A 24,144-nucleotide genomic window follows, 5' to 3' on the forward strand; every position below is an offset into this window, starting at 1 on the left:
CGGGACTACGGCGTTGGGGACATGAGCCAATCCGGTGACGCTGCGCCGTGGAGGCAGCGGAGCGTGTGACGAGAGGGAAGGGATGGCTGTGCCGATTTCCCGCGGAATCGCGCCTTGGGGGGTGACATCCACGCAGGGAGATGAACCATGACGTCAGACCCGCACACGGCCCTCGATCCGGACACGGACCCGGTCTCGGGCGAACCGGTGCACTGCTGGAACCTGGACGACTTCGAGGCGCTCGACTTCGACCCGTTCCTGCACGACCGCCTGCGGGACAAACGCGCCGCCCGGATCCAGCTGCCGTACGGCCAGGGCAGCGCCTGGCTGATGTCCCGCTACGCCGACGTGAAGGCGGCCACCACCGACCCGCGCTTCAGCAGGCAGGAACTGGTCGGCCGCACGATCACCGCCTCCTCCCCGCACGCCATCGCCTCGCAGCAGGCGTCCATGAACTACGCCGACCCGCCGCGCCTCAACGACATGCGCCGCGTGGTCGCACGGGCCTTCACCGGCAAGAGCATGCAGAAGCTGCGGCCGACCGTGCAGCGGACCGCCGACAGCCTGCTGGACGGCATGGAGCGGCACGGCTCGCCGGCGGACCTGGTCGAGCACCTGCACGGCCCGTTCCCGCTCGCGGCCGTCGCCGACCTGCTGGGGATGCCGCAGGACATGCGCAAGAACATGACCTCGTGGGCGAACGTGATCATGACCCCCGGCCCGGCGCCCGACAAGAGCACCGACGCCCTGAAGACGGTGCGCGAGTGCGTCGTCGCGCTGCTCGCCATGCGGCGGGAGAAGCAGAGCGACGACCTCGCCGGGGTCCTCGCCGCGGCCGCCGACGCCGGTGAGATCACCGATCCGGAGGCCGTCTCCATCGCCACCGCGATCCTGGTGAGCGGTGCGCACGCGGTACGCAACAACAGCGCCAACATGGTCTTCGCCCTGCTCACCCATCCGGAGCACCTCGAACGGCTGCGCAGGGAGCCGGAGCTGATCCCCCAGGCCGTCGACGAGCTGCTGCGCTTCATCCCGCACCGCAGCGGAGTGGGCCTCCCGCGGATCGCCACGCGGGACGTGGACATCGCCGGCGTCACGGTCAAGGCGGGCGAGACGGTGTACTCCTCGTACCTGGCGGCCAACCGCGACCCCGAGGTCTTCCCGAACCCCGACACGCTGGACTTCGACCGCGGTCCCATCGCCCACATGGCCTTCGGGAACGGGCCCCACCACTGCGTCGGCTCGATGCTGGCCCGTATGGAGTCCGAGATCATCGTCACCACGCTGCTCGACCGCTACCCGCGCCTGGCCCTGGCCGTGCCGCGCGAGCAGATCGAATGGCAGGCCGGCGCGCTGATCCGCGGGCCCAAGACCCTTCCGGTGTCCTGGTGATACGCCGGCACCGGATAAGGGTGGTCCGGGGCACCCCGGACCACATAGAACTGGCGGCCCTCACGGCCGCCCTGGTCATCCTGGCGCGCACGGCCCACGTGCCCCGGGCTCCGCACTCCGCCCGGCACCGGCGGGCCCACTGGGACCGCAACCTGCCGTCGGTCGTGCACCATCCCGCGCAGTCGTGGCGCGCCCGCCCGGCCTCCCCCCTCGTCTAGCGGGGGCACGGCGGCGCCGACGGGGCCCGGCCGTCCGGGCCCCGTCGGCGGCGGTCCGTCAGGCGCGGGCCGGCTTCGGCGCGGCCGGGGCCGGGGTCGCGGTCGCCTGGCCGGCCGGGGGCGTCGGGGCGGCCGGGGGCGTCGGGGCGGCCGGGCTCGCCGGGGTCTGCGGATCGCAGGTGACCTCGTCGCGCGGGGTGTAGTGCGTACGGTAGGTCTCCCGCTTGACCTCCTGCCCGCCCTGGACGAAGACCCGGTCGACGGCGACGTCGAAGCCCTCCAGCGGGGTCTGCACCTCGCAGGTCGGACCGGAGCCCGTGCGCTTGGCCGGCGGGGTGACGTTCGTCCGCGGGCCGTGGGTGGCGCGAATCTCGTCGTACTTCTTCGTGCCGAGCAGGCTGATGGTGACCGAGGTGTCGGTGGACTCGGCCTGCACGTAGATCGCGTGGCCGGAGTCGTTCTTCCAGCGCAGGTCGAGGGTGCCCCAGGCGACGGTGGCCTCGCGGCCCTCGGGGTACCGCTCGATGTAGAAGGAGTGGGCCCCGTGCTCCAGCGGCTTGACGCCCGCGAAGAACATGGCGTTGTACATGGTCGTCGCGACCGCCGAGACCCCGCCGCCGGGCGACTTCACGAACTGGCCGTCGTTGATCATGATGCCGTCGACGAAGCCGTTCTCCTTGGTCCGCTCACCGACCGTCTTGTTGAAGCTCCACGTCTCGCCCGGCAGTACGACGGATCCGTTGATCAGCTCCACGGCGCGGCCGATGTTGGTGGTGCGGTACGGGGCGGCGGGGAAGTTGACGGTGAAGGACGAGACCTTCTCCTTGATGCCGAGGCGCTGTGCGTTCTCGGCGGTCAGCCGCGGCTGGACCGTCTTCACGGCGACCACACCGCTCCGGGCGGCGCCCGAGCGCGTCAGCAGCGGGACGACGGCGTCGGCGAACGCCTTCTCGGTGACCTGGATCCCCGAGCGCCCGTCCTGGGCGACGACCGCCCGGCCGGCGGAATCGACGCGGAAGGTGGCCCCGCGGGACGGACTGGTGGCCGCGGCCACCTGCCGGGCGACCGCGGGCTCGGCCAGCAGCCCCTTGGCGTCGAGCTTGGGAACCAGCCGTCCGCGGGCGTCGGGCTCGACCGCGAGGTGCCGGCCGAGCACGGCGGGGGTGAGGATCACGGGCTTTTGGGCCACGGTGAGGGTGATCGGGCCGGACATCGCGGGCTCGGCGAACTCCTTCAGGGCCCGTGCGGTCTCCTGCTGACCCACCGCGGGCGGCTTCTGGTCCACGGGGAGCGCGACCGGACCGCCCTGCGGGCGCAGATAGGCGGCGCGGACGGTGTCGGCCGCCTGGTCGGCGCGCACGGCGATTCCGGTGACGGGGGCGGTGGCCTTGGCGGTGCCGCCCTCGAAGGTGACGTCGCCGTCACGGGCCTGCCGTCCGGCGGCGGCGATCCGGTCGACGTCGGCCGGGCTCGTCGGGCCGTCCGTACGGATCACGGGCTCGACCTCGCGGTCCTCGGCCGGGGTGAGCAGCCGCCCGATCACGGTGACGGGGTCCGCTCCGGCCTGCGCGGCGCGGTCGACGGTGGCGGCGGTGTCCAGGGACAGCCCGAAGGCGGCGGGGGCGGCCTTCTCGGTGCGGTCGCCGATCCGCAGCTCGATCGGGGCGGCAGCGGCCTGGCCGAGCGTGCGGTCGAGGGCCGCCTGGGCCTCCGTACGGCTCATGCCGCCGATGTCGATCCCTCGTACGTGGGTGCCGTCGGCGATGGCGTCGCCCGCCACGGCCAGACCGGTGAGGTAGAGGCCGCCGAAGCCGAGGACGGCAGCGCCGCCCACGAGGGGGAGGGCTGTCCGCCGGTTGATCGTGAGGCGGTGTACGCGTCGCATGTCTCTCGTCTCTGCCGGTGCCGGTGGCGCTGGTACGTCGGGGTGGACCGGGAACCAGCATTCACCAATTCGGACTAACCGGGGCAAAAATGTGCCTGTTCTCACGAGGGGGACCGGTCGGCAGGGCACCGGAACCGAAGCCACCCAAGTAAGGCCACTTAGGTTGGATTGGCCCTGTCCGGCCGCTCGGGGGATGCCACATCGTGAGGCCTGTTCGGTCTTTGGCTCCCGGAAAGGCTCCACCGGTGTCCCTCGCCCCCGCCCGCCCCGCGCGGCGTCTCACGCGTCGACTCCTGCAGCTCTACGTCGGGCTCGCGCTGTACGGCGCGAGCTCGGCGCTCCTGGTCCGCGCCGGTCTGGGGCTGGACCCGTGGGACGTCTTCCACCAGGGGCTCGCCGAGCTCACCGGGTGGAGCATCGGCACGGTGTCCGTGGCCGTCGGGGCGCTGGTCCTGCTGCTGTGGGTGCCCCTGCGGCAGCGGCCGGGGCTGGGCACCGTCTCGAACGTGTTCGCCGTCGGCCTGTCCATGGACGCCACGCTCGCGATGATGCCGGACCTGCACGCCGCGCTCGCGCAGGCCGCCGTACTGACGGCGGGCATCGTCCTCAACGGTGTCGCGACCGGCCTCTACATCGCCGCCCGCTTCGGGCCGGGGCCCCGCGACGGCCTCATGACCGGACTGCACCGGCGGACCGGGCGGTCGCTGCGGCTGGTGCGGACCGGGATCGAGCTCACGGTCCTCGCGGCAGGTGTCCTGCTGGGCGGCACGGCCGGCGTGGGCACCGTGGCCTACGCACTGGCCATCGGTCCGCTCTCGCAGGTCTTCCTGCGCGTCTTCGCCCTGCCCGGGGAGGCCGGCTTCCCGGCGGCCGGCGATCGGGCCGGAGCACGGTCCCCGGATGCAGCTCCGGCGCACGCGGCCGATCCGGCCCGGGCCGCAGCTGCGGCGCCCGCACCGGCTGCCGCCCGGGCTCCGGCACAGGGCTGACCGTGGATCCGGGCACCCGGCCCGACGGTCACCCCACCTGGCGGCGGACCAGCTCGTGGAACAGGCCCGCCGTATCGGCGAGCAGCTCGGCGGGCGGACCCTGCTGGGCGACCCGTCCGTCCGACAACACGATCACGCGGTCGGCGTCCATGACGGTGGACAGCCGGTGGGCGATCACGATGCGGGTCGCGCGCAGGGCGCGCGTGGACTCGATGACCACGCGCTGGGCCTCGTTGTCCAGCGCGCTGGTGGCCTCGTCCAGGAAGAGGATGCGCGGTTTGCCGATGAGCGCCTGCGCGATCATCAGCCGCTGGCGCTGGCCGCCCGAAACGGTGCCGCCGCCGTCGGACAGCACGGTGTGCATGCCCATGGGCATGGCCTTGATGTCCTCGGCGAGGCCCGCCAGAGCGGCGGCCTCCGCCGCCTCCTCGAGGGAGTACGCGCCGGAGCCGCGGATGCAGTCGAGGATCGAGCCGGAGAACGGCTGCGCGTTCTGCAGGACGACACCGCACTGGCGGCGCACGGCTGCCTGGTCCAGTGCGGCCAGGTCCTGGCCGTCGTACAGCACGCTGCCGGAGGCGGGCCGGTCGAAACCGATGAGCAGTCGGAGCAGGGTCGACTTGCCGCAGCCGCTGGCCCCGACGACCGCGACGAACTCACCGGGCCGCACCTGGAAGGACACGTCGTCCAGGACGAGCGGTCCGTCCTCGGCGTACCGGTAGGACAGGTTCTTGACCTCGACGGCGCCGCTGAGCTCGCCCGGCCGGATGCTGGCGCCGCGTACCTCGGGGGTCGCCGCGAGGAGCGGCTTGACCTGCTCGAACATCGGCTGCACGGCGGCGGCCGAGAGGAGGGCGCCGGTCAGCTGGGTGGCCGAGGACAGCATCATCGTCACGGCGGTGCTGAACGTCAGGAACTCGCCGGCGGACATGCTGCCGCGGGCCGGTCCGGCCAGCAGCATGAACATCACGAGTGTGCACAGCGGCAGATAGACCGCGTTGAGCACCGTGACGACGTTCTTGATCCGGCCGATGCGCTGCTGCAGTTCGCGGGTACGGGCGAACTCCCGCGCCCACGCGGCGTACGCGAAGCTCTCGGCAGCGGCCACGCGCAGTTTGGGCAGCCCGCGCAGGGTCTGGAACGCCTGGTTGTCGAGCTTGTTGCCGATCCTGATCAGCTGCCGCTGGTAGCGGAGCTGCCACAGCCCCAGGCCCAGGAAGACGACGGCGATGCCGAGCAGCATGGCGACGGCGGCCAGCGCCAGCGGCACGCTGTAGACAAGCAGCAGCACGAGGTTGATCGTGCCGACGGTGCCCGCCTGCAGGGACACCGAGACGATGCCGGACAGCACGGTGCGGATGGAGCTGATGCCCATGGCCGCGCCGGCCAGTTCCCCGGTGGAGCGGCCGGCGAAGAACGTCACCGGCAGCCGGAGCAACCGGTCCCATACGGCCGGCTGCAAGGTGGCCTCGATACGGCCCTCCGTGCGCAGGAGGGAGATGTTCTGCAGCAGCATGAAGGCGGCCGAGACCACACTGGTCGCGATGAGCGCCAGAGCGGTCTGCACGATGAGGCTCTCCTCGGCGTGCGGGACGTACGAGCCGAGCACGCGGCCGGTGGCCACGGGGACGACCGCGCCGAGGCCGACCGCGCCCAGCCCGCCCACGACGAGGCTGCGCAGGTCCGCGCCGCTGCCGCGCACGCTGAAGCGCAGCAGGTGCAGCAGGCCGGGCTTCCGGTCGGGCAGCGGGCGGTAGAACATGACGGCGTGCGGCTCGAGGGCGTCCGCGCTGCCCTGGCCGAGGCGTTCGCGCGCGCCGGTGGCGGGGTCGACGGCCTCGTACCGGCCGCGCCGCCACAGCAGTGCGACGGGGGTCCCGTCGTCCGCGCGCCGGCCCACCAGGGGTCCGCTGTTCTCCCGCCACCAGCGCCCGCCGAGCTGGACGGCGCGGGTGCGGATCCGGGAGGCCAGCGCGATGCGTTCGACGGGGTCCGTCCGCTCGGCGGCCGCGGCGCCGCCGCCGGTCGGCTCGGTCAGCGCGATGCCGGCCTCGGCCGCGACAAGGCGGCACACGGCGAACGTCGCGTCGTGGCCGGCATCGCGGCCGGAGCCCCTGCGGGAGCGGCCGATGGAGGCGAGCAGGGTGCGGTCCGCCTGGGTGCGGGCGGCCTCTCCGGCCTCGATGCCGGCGGCCGTGCGGTCCTCGTGGGCGCGCTCGTCCTGCTCGATCCAGCGGTCCAGGGCGTCCAGCAGCCGGTACTGCTGGTCCACCATGCCCTGCCACACGGCCCCGTCGACGAGGAGCGTGCCGGCGGGTGCGGACATGCCGGCCGAGCCGTCGTGGGTCTCGTACACGGCGCCGTACTGCACGCTGCCCGGTGGGATCTGCATCCACAGGATGTCCTCGTCGGGCCCGCCGGGGACCGCGGTGGCGCGACCCCCCAGCGGCGCCTGGTACAGCACGTGCAGACCGCGGCCGATGCCGCGGGCGAAGGCGTCCTCGAGGGGGCTGGGCGCCGCCTCGGCGAACCCGTTCTGCCAGGGATCGGCGTGCCACCCCCAGGATCCGCCCACGGGAGCCCCGTGGGCTCCGTACTCGGGGCGGTACAGCTCGCGCAGCTCGATGCGGCGCAGTACGCAGCCCTGCAGCGGGCGCCCGGTCAGCGTGTGGGCGGGGCCCTCGGCGGGGCCCAGGAGCAGCGTGCCCGACCCGAGCCGGCCCAGGAAGTGCCAGTGGCCCGCCTGGGCTGCATCGACGGCGAACAGGTCCAGCTCGCCCCGCACGACGAGCCACAGCACGAGCGGGCCTTCCAGCGACAGGCTGCGCAGGCCCGTGCAGTCGACCGGCGTGCCGAGGCCGCCGAGGGCCGCCACGACCGGATCGGGTGCGGGCGGCACGGGGGCCGGGTGGGGCTCGTACGTCTGGTGGGGCTCGTACGTCTGGTAGGTCTGGTGGGTCTGGTGCGGGGATGTCACCTCAGTGCTCCTTCACCAGTCGGGCGTACGCGCCCTGCGCGGCGATCAGGTGCTCGTGCCGGCCGCGTTCCACGACCGTGCCCCGGTCGAGCACGACGATCTCGTCGCTGTCGCGCACGGTGCTCAGCCGGTGGGCGATCACCACGCAGGCGCAGCCGCGGCGCCGCAGGTTGTCGATGACGATCTGCTCGGTCGCCGCGTCCAGGGCGCTGGTCACCTCGTCCAGGATCATGACGCTGGGACGGCGCACCAGGGCGCGGGCGATCTCCAGGCGCTGGCGCTGGCCGCCGGAGAAGTTGCGGCCGTCTTGCTCGACGCGGCTGTGGATGCCGCCGGCGCGGCGCGCCACCACGTCGTACACGGCGGCGTCCTGGAGCGCGGCGATGACGGCCTCGTCCGGGATGGAGGGGTCCCACAGCGCGACGTTGTCGCGGACGGTCCCCTCGAAGAGGAAGACGTCCTGGTCCACGAAGGACACGGAGGCGGCCAGCGCGCCGCGCGGGATGTCCTCCAGCCGCATCCCGTCGATGCGGATGGCGCCCGCCCAGGGGGTGTACAGGCCGGAAATCAGCCGGGAGACGGTGGATTTGCCGCTGCCGGAGCCGCCGACGAGCGCGACCTGCTGCCCGGGGCCGACCGCGAGCGAGACGTCCTTCAGCAGGGGTGCGTCCAGCGGGCTGTAGCCGAAGGTGATGCCGTCCAGCTCCACGTGCCCCTTGAGCCGGCGCGTACCGGCGGCGGCTTCGCCCCGCGCGTGCCGGAGGTAGAGCGGGTCGACGGGGAAGTTCTCGACGTCCTTCAGGCGGGCGACGTCGGCGGCGAAGTCCTGGATCCGGCCGGCCACGCCGCCCAGGCGGGTGATCGGCGCGGTGAAGCTGGTCACGAGGGCCTGGAAGGCGACGAGCAGGCCGACCGAGAGGTGCCCCTCCACCGCCCGCAGGCCGCCGATCATCAGGATCAGCGCGCTGTTGAGCGCGGCCAGCGTCGGCGCGACGACGGCCAGCCAGGCGCTGGGGACGCCGAGCCGCTGCTGCACGTCGAGGGTGACCGCGTGCTGGCCGGCCCAGCGGCGGAAGAAGCCGTTCTCCCCGCCGGTGGCCTTCATCGTCTCGATGAGCTGGAGGCCGCTGTAGGAGGTGTTGGTGAGCCGGGCGCTCTCGGCGCGCAGCTTCTGCGTGCCGGTGGCCCGTACCCGCATCACGATCCGCACGGCCGCGATGTTGAGCAGCGCGATGAGCACTCCGATGCCGGTGAGCTGCGGATCGTACGTCCACAGCAACACCGCGTAGAGCACGACCACCACGGCGTCGACGCCCGCGGCGGCGAGGTCCCGGGCGAGGGTCTCGGCGACGGTGTCGTTGGACTGGAGGCGCTGGACCAGGTCGGCCGGGTTGCGCTGGCTGAAGAAGCTGACGGGGAGCCGGAGCAGGTGGCGCAGGAAGCGGGCGCTGCCGAGCGTCGAGGAGATGATGCGGCCGCGCAGCAGGTTGGCCTGCTGCACGAAGGTGAGCACGGCCGTGAGCACCAGGGCCGCCGCCATCGAGGCGAACAGCACGCCCAGCAGGGACGTCTGCTCGCCGATGAGGAACATGTCGATGTACGTACGGCTCAGCGCGGGCACCGTCGCACCGACGGCCACCAGCAGGAGGCTGGAGACCACGGCGGCGAGCATCGTGCCCGACATGCCGCGCAGACGGGCCGGCATCGCGCTCATGACGCCTTGCTTGCGGCCGGTGCGGCGGAAGCCCGGGCCGGGCTCGAAGACGAGCGCGATGCCGGTGAAGCCGGTGTCGAATTCCTCCATGGGGACGAACCGGCGGCCCTTGCCCGGGTCGTTGATGTACACGCCGCGGCGGCCGAGGCGGCGGGCCATGCCCTCGTAGACGACGTAGTGGTTGAACTCCCAGAAGAGGATGGCCGGCGGGTTCACCCCGGCGAGCGCGGCCAGGTCCATCTGCATGCCCTTGGCCGTCAGCCCGTAACCGCGGGCGGCTTTGAGGAGGTTGCCGGCGCGGGAGCCGTCCCGGGACACCCCGCAGGCGATGCGCAGCTCCTCCAGGGGCACGAAGCGGCCGAAGTGACCGAGCACCATGGCCAGCGCGGCGGCGCCGCACTCCACCGCCTCCATCTGCAGCACGGTGGGCGTGCGTACGGTACGGGGCGTGCGGCCCTTGGGGACGGCCGGCCGGCGGCGCCGCCGGCCGCCCGCCGGGACCCGGGTGGCCGGGGGCCGGGAGCGGGGCCGGTTCGGGGAGGTGTGCTGCGGCACGGTCACGGGAGCAGCCAATCGACGGGGCGCTGTGCGGCGAGGTGGACGGCTCCGGTGACCGGTGTCGTGGAGTCGACGGGGTACGGGGGCCCGCCCGCGGAGGACCACCGGTAGCCGGAGGTGGTCGCGGACGAGCGTTCGAGCTGCACGAGCAAGGCGACGGGGTTGCCCTGGCCGGCGAACTGGGCGGCGAGGCGGGGATCGCCGAGGAAGCCGGCGATCTGCGCCTGCGTCTGGGGCGCGCGGCCGACTTCCTTGACGCGGCCGCGCAGCACGCCGAACTGCTGCTGGGGGGCGGACTGGACGGTCAGGTCGACCGGGGCGCCCACGCGGATCTCCGCTCCGCTGCCACCGGTCAGGTAGAGCACGGCCACCAGCGGGTCGTCCGCGCTCTTGACGCGTTCCACGGTCGCGACGTCCGCGCCCGTCGTGACGACCGAGCCGGTCTTGGCGACCAGGGTCGTCACCCGCCCTCCGGCGACCACGCGTACGGTCCGCTCCCCCTGGTCCGTGGTGAGCTGGAGCAGCGGCGCGCCGGGGGACAGCAACTGGCCTTCTTGGGCGAGCACATGGGTGACCTGTCCGGCGAACGGACTCTGCAGCAGATAACTGCCCTCGGCATGCGTGAGGATGCCGGGTGCGCTCAGCTTGGAGGAGACCGATCCGGTCAATGCCCAGAATGCCGCGGCAGCCATGACGACGACGGTGACGGCGAGAACGAGTCGGCCCTGCGGGCGGGCGAAACGTACGGGCAGATCGAGTTCTTCGGGCGATTGCAGCTTGGAGAGCGCCTTTTGACGGAACTGCACGACCTATCCCTCGCCTGCGTTGCGCATTCTGTGTTCTGTGTCCTGCGTTTGCGTTCTGCGTTTTCCAACGGGCACCCGTGAACCCCGGAACGATGACGTCCCGGGGTTCACGCGCACTTCCGGCCGGCTCGGCTCAGAGGCCGGCGACACCGGCGCGAACGCCGACGATGCCCTCGACCTGGCCGGGCAGGGCCAGCGCGCCGTGGACCGTGTCCAGCGAGGTCACGGTGTTCACGACGTGGAAGACGTCGCCGGTGACGGCGCCGAGGAGGCCACCGGAAATGCTGACACCGCCGGAAACCGCGTCCAGTTCGTCGTCGGCGATCTCACGGGTCTCGATGTCGTTACGCATGATGTGCGCACCCTTCAGTTGTCTGAATTTTTCTCAAATGGCGTGGGCGGTCTGCGACAAGGCGGTCCGACCACTCCCGAACTTCACTTCGGTGGGCAGATGTAAGCACGCGAACGGGTCACCCGGCCAACCGCGTTGACGCCCCGTCTCGCGTCAGGTGACCGTTCACTCGGCGGGCTTTCCGATTGATTCGACGGATCGTCACGGGTTCTCCACAAGATCGAGTAACAAAACGAAACGCCCCCTCACCCCCACACCCCGAACCCACCCAAACCATCACCGTTCGCGGAGGCCGCGCCCCCCGCATCGGGTGGGGATGTAACGGGAGCCACCCCCTCCACTTTCACCGCGTGAAGATTTGCGGGAGCGCCACTGGGTGACGTCCCGACCACGTTCCGTGCCGATCGGCGCCCTCACGGCTATGGTCGGCCCATGGAACGAGTGCGCAGCCGAGTGATCGTCCACGGCGTGGTGCAGGGCGTCTTCTTCCGCGACACCTGCCGCCGCACCGCCCTCGGCCTCGGGGTCGCCGGCTGGGTGCGCAACCTCCCCGACGGGACCGTCGAGGCGGTGTTCGAGGGCCCCGAGGCCGCCGTCGCCCGCATGCTCGAGTGGGCCCACCGAGGCCCGAACGGCGCCGACGTGACCCGCGTCCAGCGCCACGAGGAACAGCCCGAGGCCCTGGAAGGCTTCGAGATCCGCGCCTGACCCCGCGCACCGGGAACACGAAGAGGCCGTCCTCCCGGGAATCGGAGAACGGCCTCCGCGGACTCCTCGTGCCGCGGGCGCAGCCCGCGTCAGTCGGCGGCGCGGCGCCTGCCCCGTTGACGGCGCGGGTACGGCAAGAGCCGCGGCGAGCGTTTGGCGGCCACGTCCTCGACCCAGCCGAAGGTCAGCACCAGCAGGCCGACCAGCGGGATCGCCACCAGCAGCGTGAACCACTGGCTGGCCAGCAGCCACTGGAGGTTCCTGTAGACGAAGGGGACGCCCCAGAGCGGGTCGATCAGCGGGACGGCGACCACCAGCGCGACCTGGTGCCAGAGGTAGACGCTGACAGCGCGTGCGTTGAGCAGGCTGACCAGGCCGTTCCAGCGTTCCAGCGGCCTGGGCCACTGCTTCCAGGACGGGCTGACGTGGAGCAGGATGGCAACGAAGCCGAGAGACCACAGGGCCTGGGCGATCGGCCAGGCCTCGATGTCGGTCGGTTCGGTCGGATCGACCGGCCGGCTCTGCAGGTACCAGAATCCGGCCACCATGATCAGCGGCGCGATGGACGGCACCACGTACTGAGGGATCTTCTTGAGGAGCCCCTCCTGGTGGGCCATGCCGAGGATCCAGCAGGAGCCGAACATGGTGAAGTCGTTGGCGGTCTCCCAGACCCGGCCGTAGAGGAAGTCCTGGTCGACGAAGAACGTGTTCATGACGATCACCACCGCCAGCGGCGTGAACAGCGTCACCACCGGGAACTTGCGCAGGGCCCAGAGCATCAGCGGCGAGAACAGGACGTACCACAGGTACGCCCGGAGGTACCAGAGCGGGACGATGACCTGCGCGGCCCAGGTCTGTTCCACGTGGTGCTGGAGACCGGAGAAACCGGCGAGCTCCTCCCCGTACGGCGGGGTGCTCAGCGGCAGGATCCAGAACGCCAGCTTGCTCCACCACCAGTTGGGGTGGCCCTCGGAGTCGGGGCCCCAGCCGTCGACTATCTGGAGGGTGATCATGATCGCGCCGAACAGCCACATCGGCGGCAGCAGGCGGCGCAGTCGCCCGCGGATCACTCCGAGGGCGGGACGGCTGAGCGAGCGGGTCATCAGCGCGCCGGCCAGCGCGAACATCACGCCCATCGACGGGAAGACGAGGGGCAGCCAGAACCAGCCGAAGTTGTGGTAGAACACCACGCGGACCAGCGCCAGCGCGCGCAGCAGGTCGAAATAGCGGTCCCGGCCGCCCTTGCGCTCGGACGGTGCCTCCGGCTCCGGCTCCTGCTGCGGCTCCTGTCGCAGAACGGCGGGGACTCTCAACTGGACGGTGTCGTAGGAGCGCCCGGACTCGACGGATGCGGTCATGGTCAGGCCTCCACGGGTGCAGAGGCGACCTCGCCGGTGCGCCGCAGCTTCTGCCAGCGCAGTCGGCCACCGGTCATCGCCGTGATCGCGGACTGCAGCAGGACGACGTACATCAGCTGCCGGTAGACCAGCTGCTGGATCGGCAGGCTGATCAGGTGCCAGGGCTTCTCGTGGTCGAGCCGGAAGGCGTACCAGGACAGTGCGGCCTGGAGCAGGATGAAGCCGCCCCAGCTGGTGAGGGTGATCGGGGCGTCCCCGAACAGCACGCCGTACAGCAGGAACAGGTCGACCAGCGGCGCCAGCAGCGGGGCGATCACGCCGAACAGCACGACGAGCGGAAGCCCGAGCCGGCCGAAGCGCCCGGCCGGGCCGCGGGAGGTCACCGCGCCGCGGTGCTTCCACATCGCCTGCATGCTGCCGTAGCTCCAGCGGTACCGCTGGGACCAGAGCTGCTGGAGGCTGGCGGGAGCCTCGGTCCAGGCACGGGCGCGCTCGGCGTAGACGATCCGCCAGCCGTCGCACAGCACCGCGATGGTGATGTCGGTGTCCTCGGCGAGGGTGTCGTCGCTCATGCCGCCGACCCCGTGCAGGGCCTCCCTGCGGAAGGCGCCGACCGCGCCGGGGATGGTCGGGATGACGCCCAGCATGTCGTACATCCGGCGGTCCAGGTTGTGGCCGAGGACGTACTCGATGTGCTGCCAGGCACCGATCAGGCTGTCGCGGTTGCCGACCTTGGCGTTGCCCGCCACGGCGCCGATCCCCGGGTCGCCGAAGGGCTGGACCAGCTCGCGCACGGTGGACGGCTCGAAGACGGTGTCGCCGTCCATCATCACGATGATGTCGTGCGAGGCGGCCGCGATGCCGGTGTTGAGGGCGCTGGACTTGCCGCCGTTGACCTGGCGGATCAGCCGGACGAACGGCAGGTCCATCTCCTCGACGATGTCCGCGGTGCCGTCCGTGGAGCCGTCGTCGATGACGATCACCTCGATCGGGTGGTCACTGGCGGCCAGCGAGTTGAGGGTGTTGGCTATGCACTCGCGCTCGTTGTAGGCCGGGACCAGTACGGTGACCGGCTCGGTCACGGGCGGCCCCCAGGCGTCCCGCCGCTTGGAGCGGCGGGCATGGATCGGTGCGAGAACGAGCATCAGTGCGAACCGGCCGAAGTTGAGGAAGCCGACGAGGGCCAGCAGCCAGACCAGCACCGGCAGGGTGAGCACGGCGACCTGGGTGGCCCAGATGAATCCCTTGCCCGCCCACAGCTGGAACCCGTGCACCGGCACGGTGGCGCGGGAGGCGCCGAGTGCGTCGGAGATGGTGGTGAAGCGGTAGCCCTGGGCCTGCAGCCTGTCGATGATCTGCCCGAGGGCGGTGATGGTCTGGGTGCGGTCGCCACCCGCGTCGTGCAGCAGGATCAGCGTGCCCGCACCGGGCTTGGGCGGCATCGCCGCCTTGACGATCGCCTCGACGCCGGGACGCTTCCAGTCGTCGGTGTCGCGGTCGATGAACGCGGTGAGGTAGCCGCGCGCGCCCACGTACTTGATCACCGGGTAGTTCCAGTCGTCCATCGCGGAGGCGTCGGAGGAGTACGGCGGCCGGAACAGCGCGCTGTGGACGCCCGCGACGCCGGCCAGCGCCAGCTGCGTCTGCGCCAGCTCCCAGCTGATCCGGGCGTGGGACTGGTACACCAGATCGGGGTGGGTGAAGGTGTGCACGCCGAGTTCATGGCCGCCCGCGACGATCTGCCGGATCAGCTCCGGGTTGCGCGTGGTCATGGCGCCGGTCACGAAGAAGTCCGCACGGACGTTGCGGGCGGCGAGCACCTCCAGGATCTTCGGAGTCCACTCCGGCGAGGGGCCGTCGTCGAAGCTCAGGACCGCGGTGCGGTCGGGGATGTGATGGCTCACGGGTTGCGCGTTCTTGGTGCCCCGCGCGTCGATGATCGGACCACCCTTGAGCAGGTTGCCCGGCACGGTCGTCTTGTCGACCGAGATCGCGATCCGGGAGTCGTGGAACGCTTCGTTGGTGGCGAGGCCGCGCAGGACGAGGAGCGCGAGCAGGCAGGCCAGCAGGGACAGCGGCATGAAGAAGCGCAGCGGCGGCGCGGCCAGTCGGCGCGGCCTCAGCAGGGACTGCCGGCGGCGCTGGTGGCGGGACAATGACGCTCCTGGAGATGGGTGGTGCGGACGATCAGGGGTGCTTGGCCGGCTGGCCCGAAGCCTTTGCCCCACGCGGCGTGTTGGTCATGGGCTTCGATGGGGACGGCGTGGAGGTGCGGCCCGATGTGGCGGCCGGGGTCTTCGTCCGGGGTGTCGCAGACCGCGTGGCCGTCCGGGGGGAGGACGACGCGGACGACGGAGTGGGCGACTGCGACGGCACGGGTGAGGGCGACGGGGCGGGCGGCCGCGACGGCTGCGCGGGTATGCCCATCGCCGGGGCGTCCGCCTGCACACCGATCAGACTGCTGCCCATGGCGACCGCCAGGACCGCGCCGATCACGGAGACCGGCCAGCCGAAGCCCCGCAGCAAACGGCCGCGCAGACCCGACTGGTCGACGAACACCGGTGCGGGAGCGGGCTCCTCAAAGCTCGACTCGAACATTTCGGGCTGTGCCTGGTGCGCCGATCCGCGTTCGATGGAAGTGATGACTGGGCGCACCTTGCGAAGCCTTTCAGTGCAGGGTACGTAGACCGCGGGATGGCAGGGCGAACGCTAGTGCACCGGCGCGAATCGACTTGGGCTCGATATATGCATTTGGCGCGATCTGCCCAGGCACCGTGATCGGATCGAAATGACAATTGGCAGTACCCGCCGGTAGTCCTGTCCGCGTCTGCCGACTATTGATGACCTTAGGATGGCCCCCTGATCCGATCAGCAATTGATCTTTGCGCAAAGGGCGTGTCCGGGTACCGCCTCTACGCCCCAAGGAGCCCGTGTGAGCCAGCCCCGCCGTAGTCCTCGTCGCCGCGCGTGGACCGCGCTCACGCTGCCCGCCCTCCTGTGCGTACTCGCCGCGTGTTCCGGCGGTCCCGGGGACGATGCCGCCGCGCCCGCCCCCAGCGCCTCGCCGACCCCGTCCGGACCGCCGGGAACCCTGTTCGACAACTTCCACTACAGCGGCCCCGACGACCCCGCGCTCACCGCCCACGGCTGGGAGGTCCGCACTGGTGGGGGCGGCCCGGGGATCAAGGACACCTGGTCCACCGCCGGCGCCGGCTTCCTCTCCGACACGACCGCCCAGGGGGGCAGGGCCATGCGGCTGGAGGCCTCCACCGACGGCACCAAGCAGGGCACCCGGCAGGTCGAGGTGCAGAGCACCGGCAAGAACCTCTTCACGGGGACCTTCGCCGCCCGGGTCCACTTCAGCAACAAGCCCACGAGCGGTCGCAACGGCGACCACGTCGTGCAGACCTTCTTTCCGATTTCCCCGTCGGACTCCTCGGCCGACTACAGCGAACTCGACTTCGAGTACCTCCCCAACGGCGGCTGGGGTTCGGTGGGTTCACAACTCGACACCGTCAGCTGGTACAAGGCCGATCCGCCGGACCGGGTCAGCCACACGCTCAAGCAAAGCCTCGAGGGCTGGCACATCATGATGATCACCGCCGTGAACGGAAAGGTCATCTATTCCCTGGACGGCAAGGAGTTGTTCACCAGCTCCGGCAAGTACGTCCCGCGCGAGAAGATGGACGTGCACTTCAGCAATTGGTTCATCGATCACGCCTTCACCGGTGGTCCGCGCGCCTGGGAAATGAAGATCAATTGGTTCTACTACAAGGCCGGTGAGGCCGTGTCCCAGGCGGACGTCCAGAAAACGGTGGACGGCTTCTACAGCGCCGGCACCGACTACATCAACACCGTGCCGAAGTCCTGACCCGGTCCGGGGCGGCCTCGCCGGCTTGCCGTCGAAGCCAGGAGCCGTCCCAGTCGCAGGCTCCATGCCCGTCTGGCTCCCGGTCCGCGAGCCCTTCCAGGCGCTCGGTCAGGGTTTCCGCGTCGACCGGGGGCGGGTGTGCACACTCGTCGTCGAGCTGCCGTGCCATGTCGTGCAGCCGGCGGGCAGGGCGGTGGTCGGAGAGCTGACTGTCGGCAGCCGGCGTGCGGCACAGTCGCCCGCACTTGCCCCACCAGTCGAAGTCGTCGCGGGCCGGCAGGTCCGCCACGGTCAAGAGGTCGTCGCTCGCCTCGAGGCCCCGGTCGCCCGTCTTCACCGGCACAGGGGGCAATACCCTTTGCCCTGGCGTCGCAGGTTCGAGTCCGGCGTCCATACCGGCACGGGCCCGGCGGTCATCGTAGTCATGAGCCACGGCAGACGCGTACAAGGCGTTGCCTCCCGACGTGGCACGAGGGCACAGCTGCAGTACGCATGGCCTCGTCAGACTGGGGACAGACGCAGCAGCCCTTGGCTTCCCCCTGCAGCGCGCTGTGCGCCGGGACGTCGTCGCGGCAGTCGTGGCATGTGTGCTGGCCGGCACTCCGCAGGGTGGTTGCAGCATCCCTGGAGACCATCAAGCAGAAGTTCTTCTTCAAGGGGTCTAGTCCACTGGCTCGCCTCAGAACCAGGCGCTGGTCCGCAGCCGGTGGTCTGCTGGGGTGGCGGGGTGAGTGAACGCAAGTCGCACCCGAGCGACTTATCGATTAGAGGACCCGACCCTGGTGGTTCTGGACACGCAGAGTGTCCGTGCGGCTGCCGGGGTCCCCGCCACCACGACCGGCCGGGATCCGGCGAAGCGGGTGCCGGGCCGCAAGCGGGGACTGGCCGTGGACGTGCTCGGGCTGGTCATCGCCGTCATCGTGCTGGCCGCGAACGCTCACGACAACGCCGTGGGCATCGCCCTGCTGGACCGGGTTGCCGAGCACGCTGGCGGCACCGTCCGCAAGGCCCTGGTCGACCAGGGCTTCAAGAACCAGGTCGTCGCGCACGGATCCGGCATGGGCATCGATGTCGAGATCGTCGAACGCAACCCGCAGGAGACAGGGTTCGTTCCGCAGCCGAAGCGGTGGAGGGTTGAGCAGACCTACGGGATCCTGATACTGCACCTGCGCCTGGTCCGCGACTACGAGCACCGCCCGGCTTCCTTCGCCTCCCGCGTCTACTGGGCCATGACCCACGTCATGGCCCGCCGGCTCACCGACGCGAACACCCCCACCTGGCGCGATGCGCAGGCGATGGCAGCGTGAACATCGACCCCCTGCTCGACGCGCTCGGCATCCAGCAGGACGCCGCCCGGGCCTGGCCGAGGACCTCCGCACCGAGATCGACGCACTGCAGGCCCGACTGCGGGAAGCCGAGATCCACGGAACGCGGGCTGGACTACGTCGTCGCCGTCCGCTCGGACGAGTCCGCGCACCCGCAGGCGGCCGCGCCCAGCGCATCGCCGTGGAGCGGGAACGGCCACCATCCCGCCACCGCCGCCCTCCGCACCACGGCTGGGCACGGCCGGAGTGAGGAGCAGCGCCGGAGTCGCACGCGGCCGGTAAGCCGACAGCGGACCCGTGTCAGGCCATAGCCGCGCCGGTTCCCGCGATCACCTCGGGCCGCAGCAGGGCGGCGAGCCTCTCGGCCGGCAGCAGGCCCCTCTCCAGGACCAGCTCGGCCACACCCCGGCCACTGGCAAGGGCTTCCTTGGCGATGTCGGTGGCGGCCGTGTACCCGATGTGCGGGTTCAGGGCGGTCACCAGGCCGATGGAGTTCTCTACGGTGGCGCGCAGCACCTCGGTGTTGGCGGTGATGCCGGCCACGCAGCGCTCGGCGAGGGTGAGGCAGGCCGCGCGCAGGTGGGTTATGGACTTCGACAGAGAGTGCAGGATGACCGGCTCGAAGGCGTTGAGCTGGAGCTGTCCGGCTTCGGCGGCCATGGTGATGGTGATGTCGTTGCCGATCACCTCGAAGGCGACCTGGTTGACGACCTCCGGGATCACCGGGTTGACCTTGCCGGGCATGATGCTCGAACCCGCCTGCACCGGCGGCAGGTTGATCTCGCCGAAGCCCGCGCGCGGCCCGGAGGACAGCAGGCGCAGGTCGTTGCAGGTCTTGGACAGTTTGACGGCGATGCGCTTGAGTACACCGGACATCTGGACGAACGCGCCGCAGTCCTGGGTGGCTTCGACCAGGTTGGCCGCGGTGACCAGGGGCAGCCCGGTGATGTCGGCAAGGTGGCGGCGGGCCGATTCGGCGTATCCGGCGGGGGCGTTGAGGCCGGTGCCGATCGCGGTCGCGCCGAGGTTGATCTCAAGGATCAGCTCGACGGCCTCGGCGAGCCGGCTGCGGTCCTCGTCGAGCATGACGGCGAAGGCGGAGAACTCCTGCCCGAGCGTCATCGGCACGGCGTCCTGCAGCTGGGTGCGGCCCATCTTCAGCACGTCGTGGAACTCGGCGGCCTTGCGGGCGAAGGCGGCCTGGAGGACGGCCATGGCGTCCAGCAGGCCGCGCACCGCGGAGACGGTCGCGATCCGCACGGCGGTCGGGTAGACGTCGTTGGTGGACTGGCCGAGGTTGACGTCCTCGTTGGGGTGCAGGTGCCGGTACTCGCCCCTGGCGTGGCCCAGCAGCTCCAGCGCCCGGTTGGCGATGACCTCGTTGGCGTTCATGTTGGTCGAGGTGCCGGCGCCGCCCTGGATGACATCGACGACGAACTGGTCGTGGAGCTTGCCGCCGCGTATCTCCTGGCAGGCGGCGACGATCACGGCTGCCTTCGCGGGCTCCAGCAGGCCGAGTTCCTCGTTGGCGAGGGCTGCGGCCTCCTTGACGGCGGCGAGGGCGTCGATCAGGTGCGGGTAGGCGGAGATGGGCGTCCCGGTGATGGGGAAGTTCTCGGTGGCGCGCAGGGTGTGGACGCCCCAGTAGGCGTCGGCGGGGACTTCGCGGTCTCCGAGCAGGTCGTGTTCGCTGCGGGTGGCGGCGGTCATGGGTGTGCGGCCCTCTTCCTGAGGTGTGTGGGTCAAAGTGGTGAAAGGGGTTGGAGTCAGGCGGTGGCGGGGACGCTGGGCGGGTTCAGCGCCGCCACCGGCTGGATGCCGCCGACGGGTCGGCCGCGCCGGTCATCGGCTCGCCCTCGAACCCGGCGAGCAGCCGCGGGTCGACTCCCGCCCGGGCGAGGGCTGCGGCCGTGACCGGGATGCGCGCCCGGTCCGCCCCGTCGGCGATCTTCACTGCGACGGCCCGGCCGTCGGGCAGCGCGGCCACCTGGACGCCCTCGAAGCCGTCCTTGGCCAGCAGCCCGGGCACCGCGCGCATCAGCTGGGCCGTGTCTCGCCGTGTGCCGGAGGCCATCTCCGGGTGGACGCGCAGCGCGTCCGCCACCCGGCGCCCGGCGGTGTCCGGACCGGCCGTGGCGATGCGGGCGGCGGCGCGGGCCAGGCCGTGCAGGGACACTGCGAACAGCGGGGCTCCGCAGCCGTCGACGGTGACGTTCGCGATGTGCTGGCCGGTGAGTTCCTCGACGACCTCGGCGATCGCCCTCTGTAGCGGGTGGCCCGGGTCGAGGTAGCTCTCCAGGGGCCAGCCGGCCAGCTTGCACAGGTACAGCATCGCCGCGTGCTTGCCGGAGCAGTTCTGGGCGAGCCGGGAAGGCCCGCGGCCCTCGCGCACCCAGGCATCCCGGACCGCGGGGGCGTACGGCATGTCGGGGACGTTGCGCAGGTCGTCCTCGGTGAGGCCGGCCAGTTCGAGGATCAGCCGGGTACCTGCGAGGTGGTGCGCCTCGCCGGAGTGGCTGCCCATCGAGAGGGAGAGCAGGGCGCCGTCGAGCGGCAGCCCGGCCCGCACCATGGCGAGGGCCTGGACCGGCTTGAGGGCTGAGCGCGGGTAGCAGGCGGCCTCGATGTCTCCGATGCTCAACCGGACGTCGCCATGACCGCCGAGGACGACGACGGATCCGTAGTGGACTCCCTCGATCACGCCGCCCCGGGTGACGTGGGCGACGGGTGCATGCTGGGGCTCGCGCATCGCGGGCGCGTCCGCGAGGAGACTGCTGCGCATCACTGCCTCGTGTGGTGGTGGGTTGCTGCTGACCGGGGTGGCCGGCGGCAGGCCCGGCCCGGGGGACGGGCCGCGTCCGCCGCCCGGCTCAGCCCTCGCTCTTCGCGGCGGCGCGCGCCACGCGGCCGCGGACGGCGTACCAGCCGGCGACCAGCGCCGCGGCGATCAGTGGCACGCACAGCACGGTGGTGCGCGCCGCTCCTCCGTCGGCGTACATCAGGACCAGGACGGAGGCGAGGAAGGCCAGTGTCACGAGTTCGGTCCACGGGGACCCGGGCAGGCGGTAGGAGGGACGGGTCAGTTCGCCGTCACGGGTCTTCCGCCAGAAGAAGAGGTGGCAGACCATGATCATGCCCCAGGTGGCGAGGATGCCGATGGCCGCGAGGTTGAGCACGATCTCGAACGCATCCGCCGGAACGACGAAGTTGAGCCCGACGCCGAGGACGCACATGCCGCTGGTGAGCAGGATGCCGCCGTAGGGCACCTGGGTGCGGCTGAGCCGGGCGGTGAAGCGCGGGGCGGAGCCGTTGACGGCCATCGAGCGCAGGATGCGGCCGGTGGAGTAGAGGCCGGAGTTGAGCGAGGACATGGCGGCGGTGAGGACGACCAGGTTCATCACGCCGCCGGCCGCCGGCACACCGATGTGGGAGAGCACGGTCACGAACGGGCTCTGGCCGGCGCTGTAGCTGCTCCACGGCATCAGCATCGACAGCAGGACGACCGAGCCGACGTAGAAGAGGCCCACACGCCACATGATCGAGTTGATCGCCTTCGGCATGATCTCCTCGGGGTTCTCGGTCTCACCGGCCGTGACGCCGACCAGCTCGACGGAGGCGTAGGCGAAGACGACCCCCTGGATGATCAGCAGCATGGGCAGCAGGCCGTTGGGGAAGATCCCGCCGTTGCCGGTGATCAGAGCAGAGCCGGGGACGGCGCCGTCGACGGGATGCCGGGTGACCAGGAGGAAGATCCCGATCCCCATGAAGACCACCAGCGCGCTGACCTTGACGATGGCGAACCAGAACTCCAGTTCGCCGAAGATCCGCACCGAGATGAGGTTCACGGTGAGGACCACGGCCAGGGCTATGAGGGCGATCACCCACTGGGGGACATCGGAGAACAGGTGCCAGTAGTGGGTGTACGTGGCGACGGCCGTGATGTCGGCGATGCCGGTGGTCGCCCAGTTGAGGAAGTACATCCAGCCCGCGGTGTACGCGCCCTTCTCCCCGAGGAACTCCCGGGCGTACGACACGAAGGCGCCGGAGGACGGCCGGTACAGGACGAGCTCGCCGAGCGCGCGCACGACGAGGAACGCGAACACGCCGCAGACGGCGTAGGCGACGAACAGGGAGGGCCCGGCCTCGGCGAGGCGCCCGCCCGCGCCGAGGAACAGCCCGGTGCCGATCGCACCCCCGATGGCGATCATGTTGACGTGCCGGGGTTTCAAGGACTTGCTGTAGCCGGTGTCCCCGGCGTCGACATGACGGGCCGTGGGGCGCTTCTCGTCTTTGAGGAACTGCTCGCTCACGCCTCGGGTCTGCCTTCCGTGGAAGTGTCCGTGCGCTGGGGGCGCACGATGTCGGTGAGGGTCGTCTCGACCCGCAGCAGGTGGTGGGACATGGCCTCCACCGCGTCGTGCTCGGAACCGTCGACCAGCGCTTCGAGGATGGCCCGGTGCTCGCAGTTGGACTGCTCGCGCCGGCCGCCGAGCTCGTTGAGGAAGGTCGACTGACGCGCCAGCGCGTCGCGGATCTCCTCGATGACGCGGCGGAAGACGGGGTTGCGGGATGCCTCGGCCACCGCCAGGTGGAAGACGGTGTCCATCGCCACCCACGCGGTGGTGTCGGTCTCCTGCTCCATCCGGTCGAGCAGGTGGCCCAGATGGTCCAGGTCCTCCGGGGTGCGGCGCAGCGCGGCGTACCCGGCGACCGGAATCTCGACGTGCCGGCGCACCTCGAGCAGGTCGCTTGCGGCGTAGTCGCCGAAGGTGGGGTCCTCGACCGTGTTCGCCAGGACGAACGTGCCCTTGCCGCTCCTGGAGACGGTCAGGCCCATGGCCTGGAGAGCTCGGAGCGCCTCCCGCAACACGGGCCGGCTGACCTCGAGGCTCCGGCACAACTCGGCTTCGGAGGGGAGCTTGTCGCCCACGACGTACTGACCGCGCTCGATGGCGCTGCGCAGGTGGCCGTAGACCGCTTCCATCGCGCTTACGCGCCGCGGTACGCCACCTGTCTGGCTGTCTGACAGGTTCACGCTGCGATCTTGCGGGCTGCGCCAGGAGGGTGTCAAGACACCTGTGTCGGGAAAATCGGGCCCGGCGGGCTTCGTACCGGGCGCACCTTCCGGCCGGCCACCCGAGCTGGCTCGGCGCTCGCGGCGGAACTCGCAGCCGCCACCAAGGCGTGCACGACCGGCGCGTCGACACCCATCTCCGGGTGCCACTGGACGCCCACGGCGAAGCGGTGCCGGGAGCTCTCGATCGCCTCGACGGTGCCGTCCGCCGCACGGGCGGCCACGATGAACCCGGCGCCCAGGCGATCCACCGCCTGATGATGATGCGTGGCGACCTCGCGGGTCCCCGGCAGGAGGGCGCCGATCCGGGTCCCCGGCACGGTGGTGACGGCGTGGGCGCAGAAGTGGCCCCGGTAGGGGTTGTGGCCGTCGTGTCCTACGCTGTCGGGCAGGTGCTGGATGAGGGTGCCGCCCGCGTGCACGTTCATCAGCTGCATTCCCCGGCATACTCCGAGCACGGGTGTGTCGCGGGCGAGGCAGGCGACCAGCACAGCGCGTTCCCACCGGTCGCGCTCGCGGACCGGCGGCCCCGTGCGCGGGTGGGGCAGCGCACCGTACAGGGCGGGATCCAGGTCCTCACCGCCCGTCAGGATGACCGCGTCCAGACGCTCGACCACATCGGCCGCGGCCTCCGGCGCGTCCGGCGGCAGCAGAACGGCGCGGCCGCCCGCCGCCCGGAGACAGCCGACGTAGGCCGCGGGCAGCACCGCGGCGGGCAGGTCCCACTCGCCCCACTGGGCGTCGGCCAGGTAGGTGGTGAGTCCGATGAGTGGTGGCTGGGGCATACCACTTCCTTTCAGGGCATGCGAGGTGATCGTCGACGGCCGGATCCACACCCGCGCCGGCAGACGTCCCCGGCCGCGGCGGGCTGCGGCAGAAGACGGACGGGGCACTGGCGGAGGGGCACCGCGACGGCG

The 24,144-nt window shown here is 71.2% G+C and carries 18 protein-coding genes and 2 pseudogenes; 7 read left to right on the forward strand and 13 right to left on the reverse strand.

Going from position 1 to position 24,144, the window contains the following annotated elements:
* Nucleotides 1-147: 147 nt before the first annotated feature.
* Together AB5J51_RS08935 and AB5J51_RS08940 are read left to right on the forward strand one after the other, a co-directional pair.
* Nucleotides 148-1,392, forward strand: a complete 1,245-nt coding sequence (locus tag AB5J51_RS08935) for a cytochrome P450 (RefSeq protein ID WP_136225183.1) — start codon at nucleotides 148-150, stop codon at nucleotides 1,390-1,392.
* Nucleotides 1,389-1,610 carry an acyl-CoA carboxylase epsilon subunit gene (locus AB5J51_RS08940; RefSeq protein WP_369777386.1) on the forward strand — a complete coding sequence of 74 codons (222 nt, stop codon included), beginning with the start codon at nucleotides 1,389-1,391 and terminating at the stop codon, nucleotides 1,608-1,610. The genes AB5J51_RS08935 and AB5J51_RS08940 overlap by 4 nt, the downstream gene beginning before the upstream one ends.
* Nucleotides 1,611-1,668: 58 nt before the next feature.
* Here the strand turns inward: AB5J51_RS08940 and AB5J51_RS08945 are convergent, their stop codons facing one another.
* A complete protein-coding gene (locus AB5J51_RS08945; protein ID WP_369777387.1) occupies nucleotides 1,669-3,495 on the reverse strand; it encodes a VanW family protein in 1,827 nt (608 codons plus the stop codon).
* A gap of 245 nt (nucleotides 3,496-3,740) precedes the next feature.
* On the opposite strand from AB5J51_RS08945, the gene AB5J51_RS08950 reads away from it, so the two are divergent.
* A complete protein-coding gene (locus AB5J51_RS08950) occupies nucleotides 3,741-4,484 on the forward strand; it encodes a YitT family protein (RefSeq protein WP_369777388.1) in 744 nt (247 codons plus the stop codon).
* A gap of 28 nt (nucleotides 4,485-4,512) precedes the next feature.
* Here the strand turns inward: AB5J51_RS08950 and AB5J51_RS08955 are convergent, their stop codons facing one another.
* From AB5J51_RS08955 to AB5J51_RS08970, 4 genes are all read right to left on the reverse strand, one after another.
* Nucleotides 4,513-7,383, reverse strand: coding sequence for an NHLP bacteriocin export ABC transporter permease/ATPase subunit (locus AB5J51_RS08955; protein ID WP_369780235.1), 2,871 nt, complete (start codon nucleotides 7,381-7,383; stop codon nucleotides 4,513-4,515).
* A gap of 79 nt (nucleotides 7,384-7,462) precedes the next feature.
* Nucleotides 7,463-9,736, reverse strand: coding sequence for an NHLP family bacteriocin export ABC transporter peptidase/permease/ATPase subunit (locus AB5J51_RS08960; protein WP_078987611.1), 2,274 nt, complete (start codon nucleotides 9,734-9,736; stop codon nucleotides 7,463-7,465).
* Nucleotides 9,733-10,539, reverse strand: a complete 807-nt coding sequence (locus AB5J51_RS08965) for an HlyD family efflux transporter periplasmic adaptor subunit (protein ID WP_369777389.1) — start codon at nucleotides 10,537-10,539, stop codon at nucleotides 9,733-9,735. Before AB5J51_RS08965 ends, AB5J51_RS08960 begins: the two co-directional genes overlap by 4 nt.
* A gap of 133 nt (nucleotides 10,540-10,672) precedes the next feature.
* Entirely contained in the window at nucleotides 10,673-10,891 is a 219-nt protein-coding gene (locus tag AB5J51_RS08970; RefSeq protein WP_053788601.1) for a hypothetical protein, read from the reverse strand.
* Between the two features lie 432 nt (nucleotides 10,892-11,323).
* On the opposite strand from AB5J51_RS08970, the gene AB5J51_RS08975 reads away from it, so the two are divergent.
* Complete coding sequence (locus AB5J51_RS08975; RefSeq protein WP_078987612.1) at nucleotides 11,324-11,599, forward strand: acylphosphatase; 276 nt, start codon at nucleotides 11,324-11,326, stop codon at nucleotides 11,597-11,599.
* Nucleotides 11,600-11,688: 89 nt separating this feature from the next.
* Here AB5J51_RS08975 and AB5J51_RS08980 read toward each other — a convergent pair whose 3' ends face one another.
* Both AB5J51_RS08980 and AB5J51_RS08985 read right to left on the reverse strand, forming a co-directional pair.
* Nucleotides 11,689-12,957, reverse strand: coding sequence for an acyltransferase (locus AB5J51_RS08980; protein ID WP_369777390.1), 1,269 nt, complete (start codon nucleotides 12,955-12,957; stop codon nucleotides 11,689-11,691).
* A gap of 2 nt (nucleotides 12,958-12,959) precedes the next feature.
* Entirely contained in the window at nucleotides 12,960-15,050 is a 2,091-nt protein-coding gene (locus AB5J51_RS08985; protein ID WP_369780236.1) for a bifunctional polysaccharide deacetylase/glycosyltransferase family 2 protein, read from the reverse strand.
* A gap of 62 nt (nucleotides 15,051-15,112) precedes the next feature.
* Here AB5J51_RS08985 and AB5J51_RS08990 point away from each other — a divergent pair, with 62 nt between their 5' ends.
* Together AB5J51_RS08990 and AB5J51_RS08995 are read left to right on the forward strand one after the other, a co-directional pair.
* Nucleotides 15,113-15,643, forward strand: a complete 531-nt coding sequence (locus tag AB5J51_RS08990; protein WP_136226685.1) for a hypothetical protein — start codon at nucleotides 15,113-15,115, stop codon at nucleotides 15,641-15,643.
* A 246-nt stretch (nucleotides 15,644-15,889) separates the two neighbouring features.
* A complete protein-coding gene (locus AB5J51_RS08995) occupies nucleotides 15,890-16,828 on the forward strand; it encodes a glycoside hydrolase family 16 protein (RefSeq protein ID WP_136226686.1) in 939 nt (312 codons plus the stop codon).
* Here AB5J51_RS08995 and AB5J51_RS09000 read toward each other — a convergent pair.
* Nucleotides 16,806-17,171, reverse strand: coding sequence for a hypothetical protein (locus AB5J51_RS09000; protein ID WP_369777391.1), 366 nt, complete (start codon nucleotides 17,169-17,171; stop codon nucleotides 16,806-16,808). The genes AB5J51_RS08995 and AB5J51_RS09000 overlap by 23 nt on opposite strands.
* Before the next feature lie 418 nt (nucleotides 17,172-17,589).
* Between AB5J51_RS09000 and AB5J51_RS09005 the strand changes: the two are divergent.
* Nucleotides 17,590-18,135, forward strand: a pseudogene (locus tag AB5J51_RS09005) (transposase); the annotation flags it as partial.
* Nucleotides 18,136-18,453: 318 nt separating this feature from the next.
* Here the strand turns inward: AB5J51_RS09005 and aspA are convergent.
* The 5 genes and pseudogenes from aspA to AB5J51_RS09030 all read right to left on the reverse strand — a co-directional run bounded on the left by aspA (nucleotide 18,454) and on the right by AB5J51_RS09030 (nucleotide 24,012).
* Complete coding sequence (gene aspA, locus AB5J51_RS09010) at nucleotides 18,454-19,863, reverse strand: aspartate ammonia-lyase (protein WP_369777392.1); 1,410 nt, start codon at nucleotides 19,861-19,863, stop codon at nucleotides 18,454-18,456.
* A 56-nt stretch (nucleotides 19,864-19,919) separates the two neighbouring features.
* Nucleotides 19,920-20,935, reverse strand: a pseudogene (locus tag AB5J51_RS09015) (asparaginase).
* 88 nt (nucleotides 20,936-21,023) lie between these two features.
* Nucleotides 21,024-22,463: an amino acid permease gene (locus AB5J51_RS09020; RefSeq protein WP_119094869.1), complete on the reverse strand. Its 1,440-nt coding sequence runs from the start codon at nucleotides 22,461-22,463 to the stop codon at nucleotides 21,024-21,026.
* Nucleotides 22,460-23,188, reverse strand: coding sequence for a FadR/GntR family transcriptional regulator (locus AB5J51_RS09025; RefSeq protein ID WP_136226690.1), 729 nt, complete (start codon nucleotides 23,186-23,188; stop codon nucleotides 22,460-22,462). Before AB5J51_RS09025 ends, AB5J51_RS09020 begins: the two co-directional genes overlap by 4 nt.
* Nucleotides 23,189-23,220: 32 nt before the next feature.
* Nucleotides 23,221-24,012, reverse strand: coding sequence for a gamma-glutamyl-gamma-aminobutyrate hydrolase family protein (locus AB5J51_RS09030; protein WP_369777393.1), 792 nt, complete (start codon nucleotides 24,010-24,012; stop codon nucleotides 23,221-23,223).
* Nucleotides 24,013-24,144 lie beyond the last annotated feature (132 nt).

The sequence above is a fragment of the Streptomyces sp. R33 genome, from assembly GCF_041200175.1.
GTDB classification, from domain to species: Bacteria; Actinomycetota; Actinomycetes; order Streptomycetales; family Streptomycetaceae; genus Streptomyces; species Streptomyces katrae_B.

Coding starts and splice junctions, on each gene's coding strand:
- AB5J51_RS08970 (WP_053788601.1), bottom strand. CDS start 10,891: ATGCGTAACGACATCGAGACCCGTGAGATCGCCGACGACGAACTGGAC.
- aspA (WP_369777392.1), bottom strand. CDS start 19,863: ATGACCGCCGCCACCCGCAGCGAACACGACCTGCTCGGAGACCGCGAA.
- AB5J51_RS08935 (WP_136225183.1), top strand. CDS start 148: ATGACGTCAGACCCGCACACGGCCCTCGATCCGGACACGGACCCGGTC.
- AB5J51_RS08980 (WP_369777390.1), bottom strand. CDS start 12,957: ATGACCGCATCCGTCGAGTCCGGGCGCTCCTACGACACCGTCCAGTTG.
- AB5J51_RS08990 (WP_136226685.1), top strand. CDS start 15,113: ATGACGCTCCTGGAGATGGGTGGTGCGGACGATCAGGGGTGCTTGGCC.
- AB5J51_RS08945 (WP_369777387.1), bottom strand. CDS start 3,495: ATGCGACGCGTACACCGCCTCACGATCAACCGGCGGACAGCCCTCCCC.
- AB5J51_RS08975 (WP_078987612.1), top strand. CDS start 11,324: ATGGAACGAGTGCGCAGCCGAGTGATCGTCCACGGCGTGGTGCAGGGC.
- AB5J51_RS09030 (WP_369777393.1), bottom strand. CDS start 24,012: ATGCCCCAGCCACCACTCATCGGACTCACCACCTACCTGGCCGACGCC.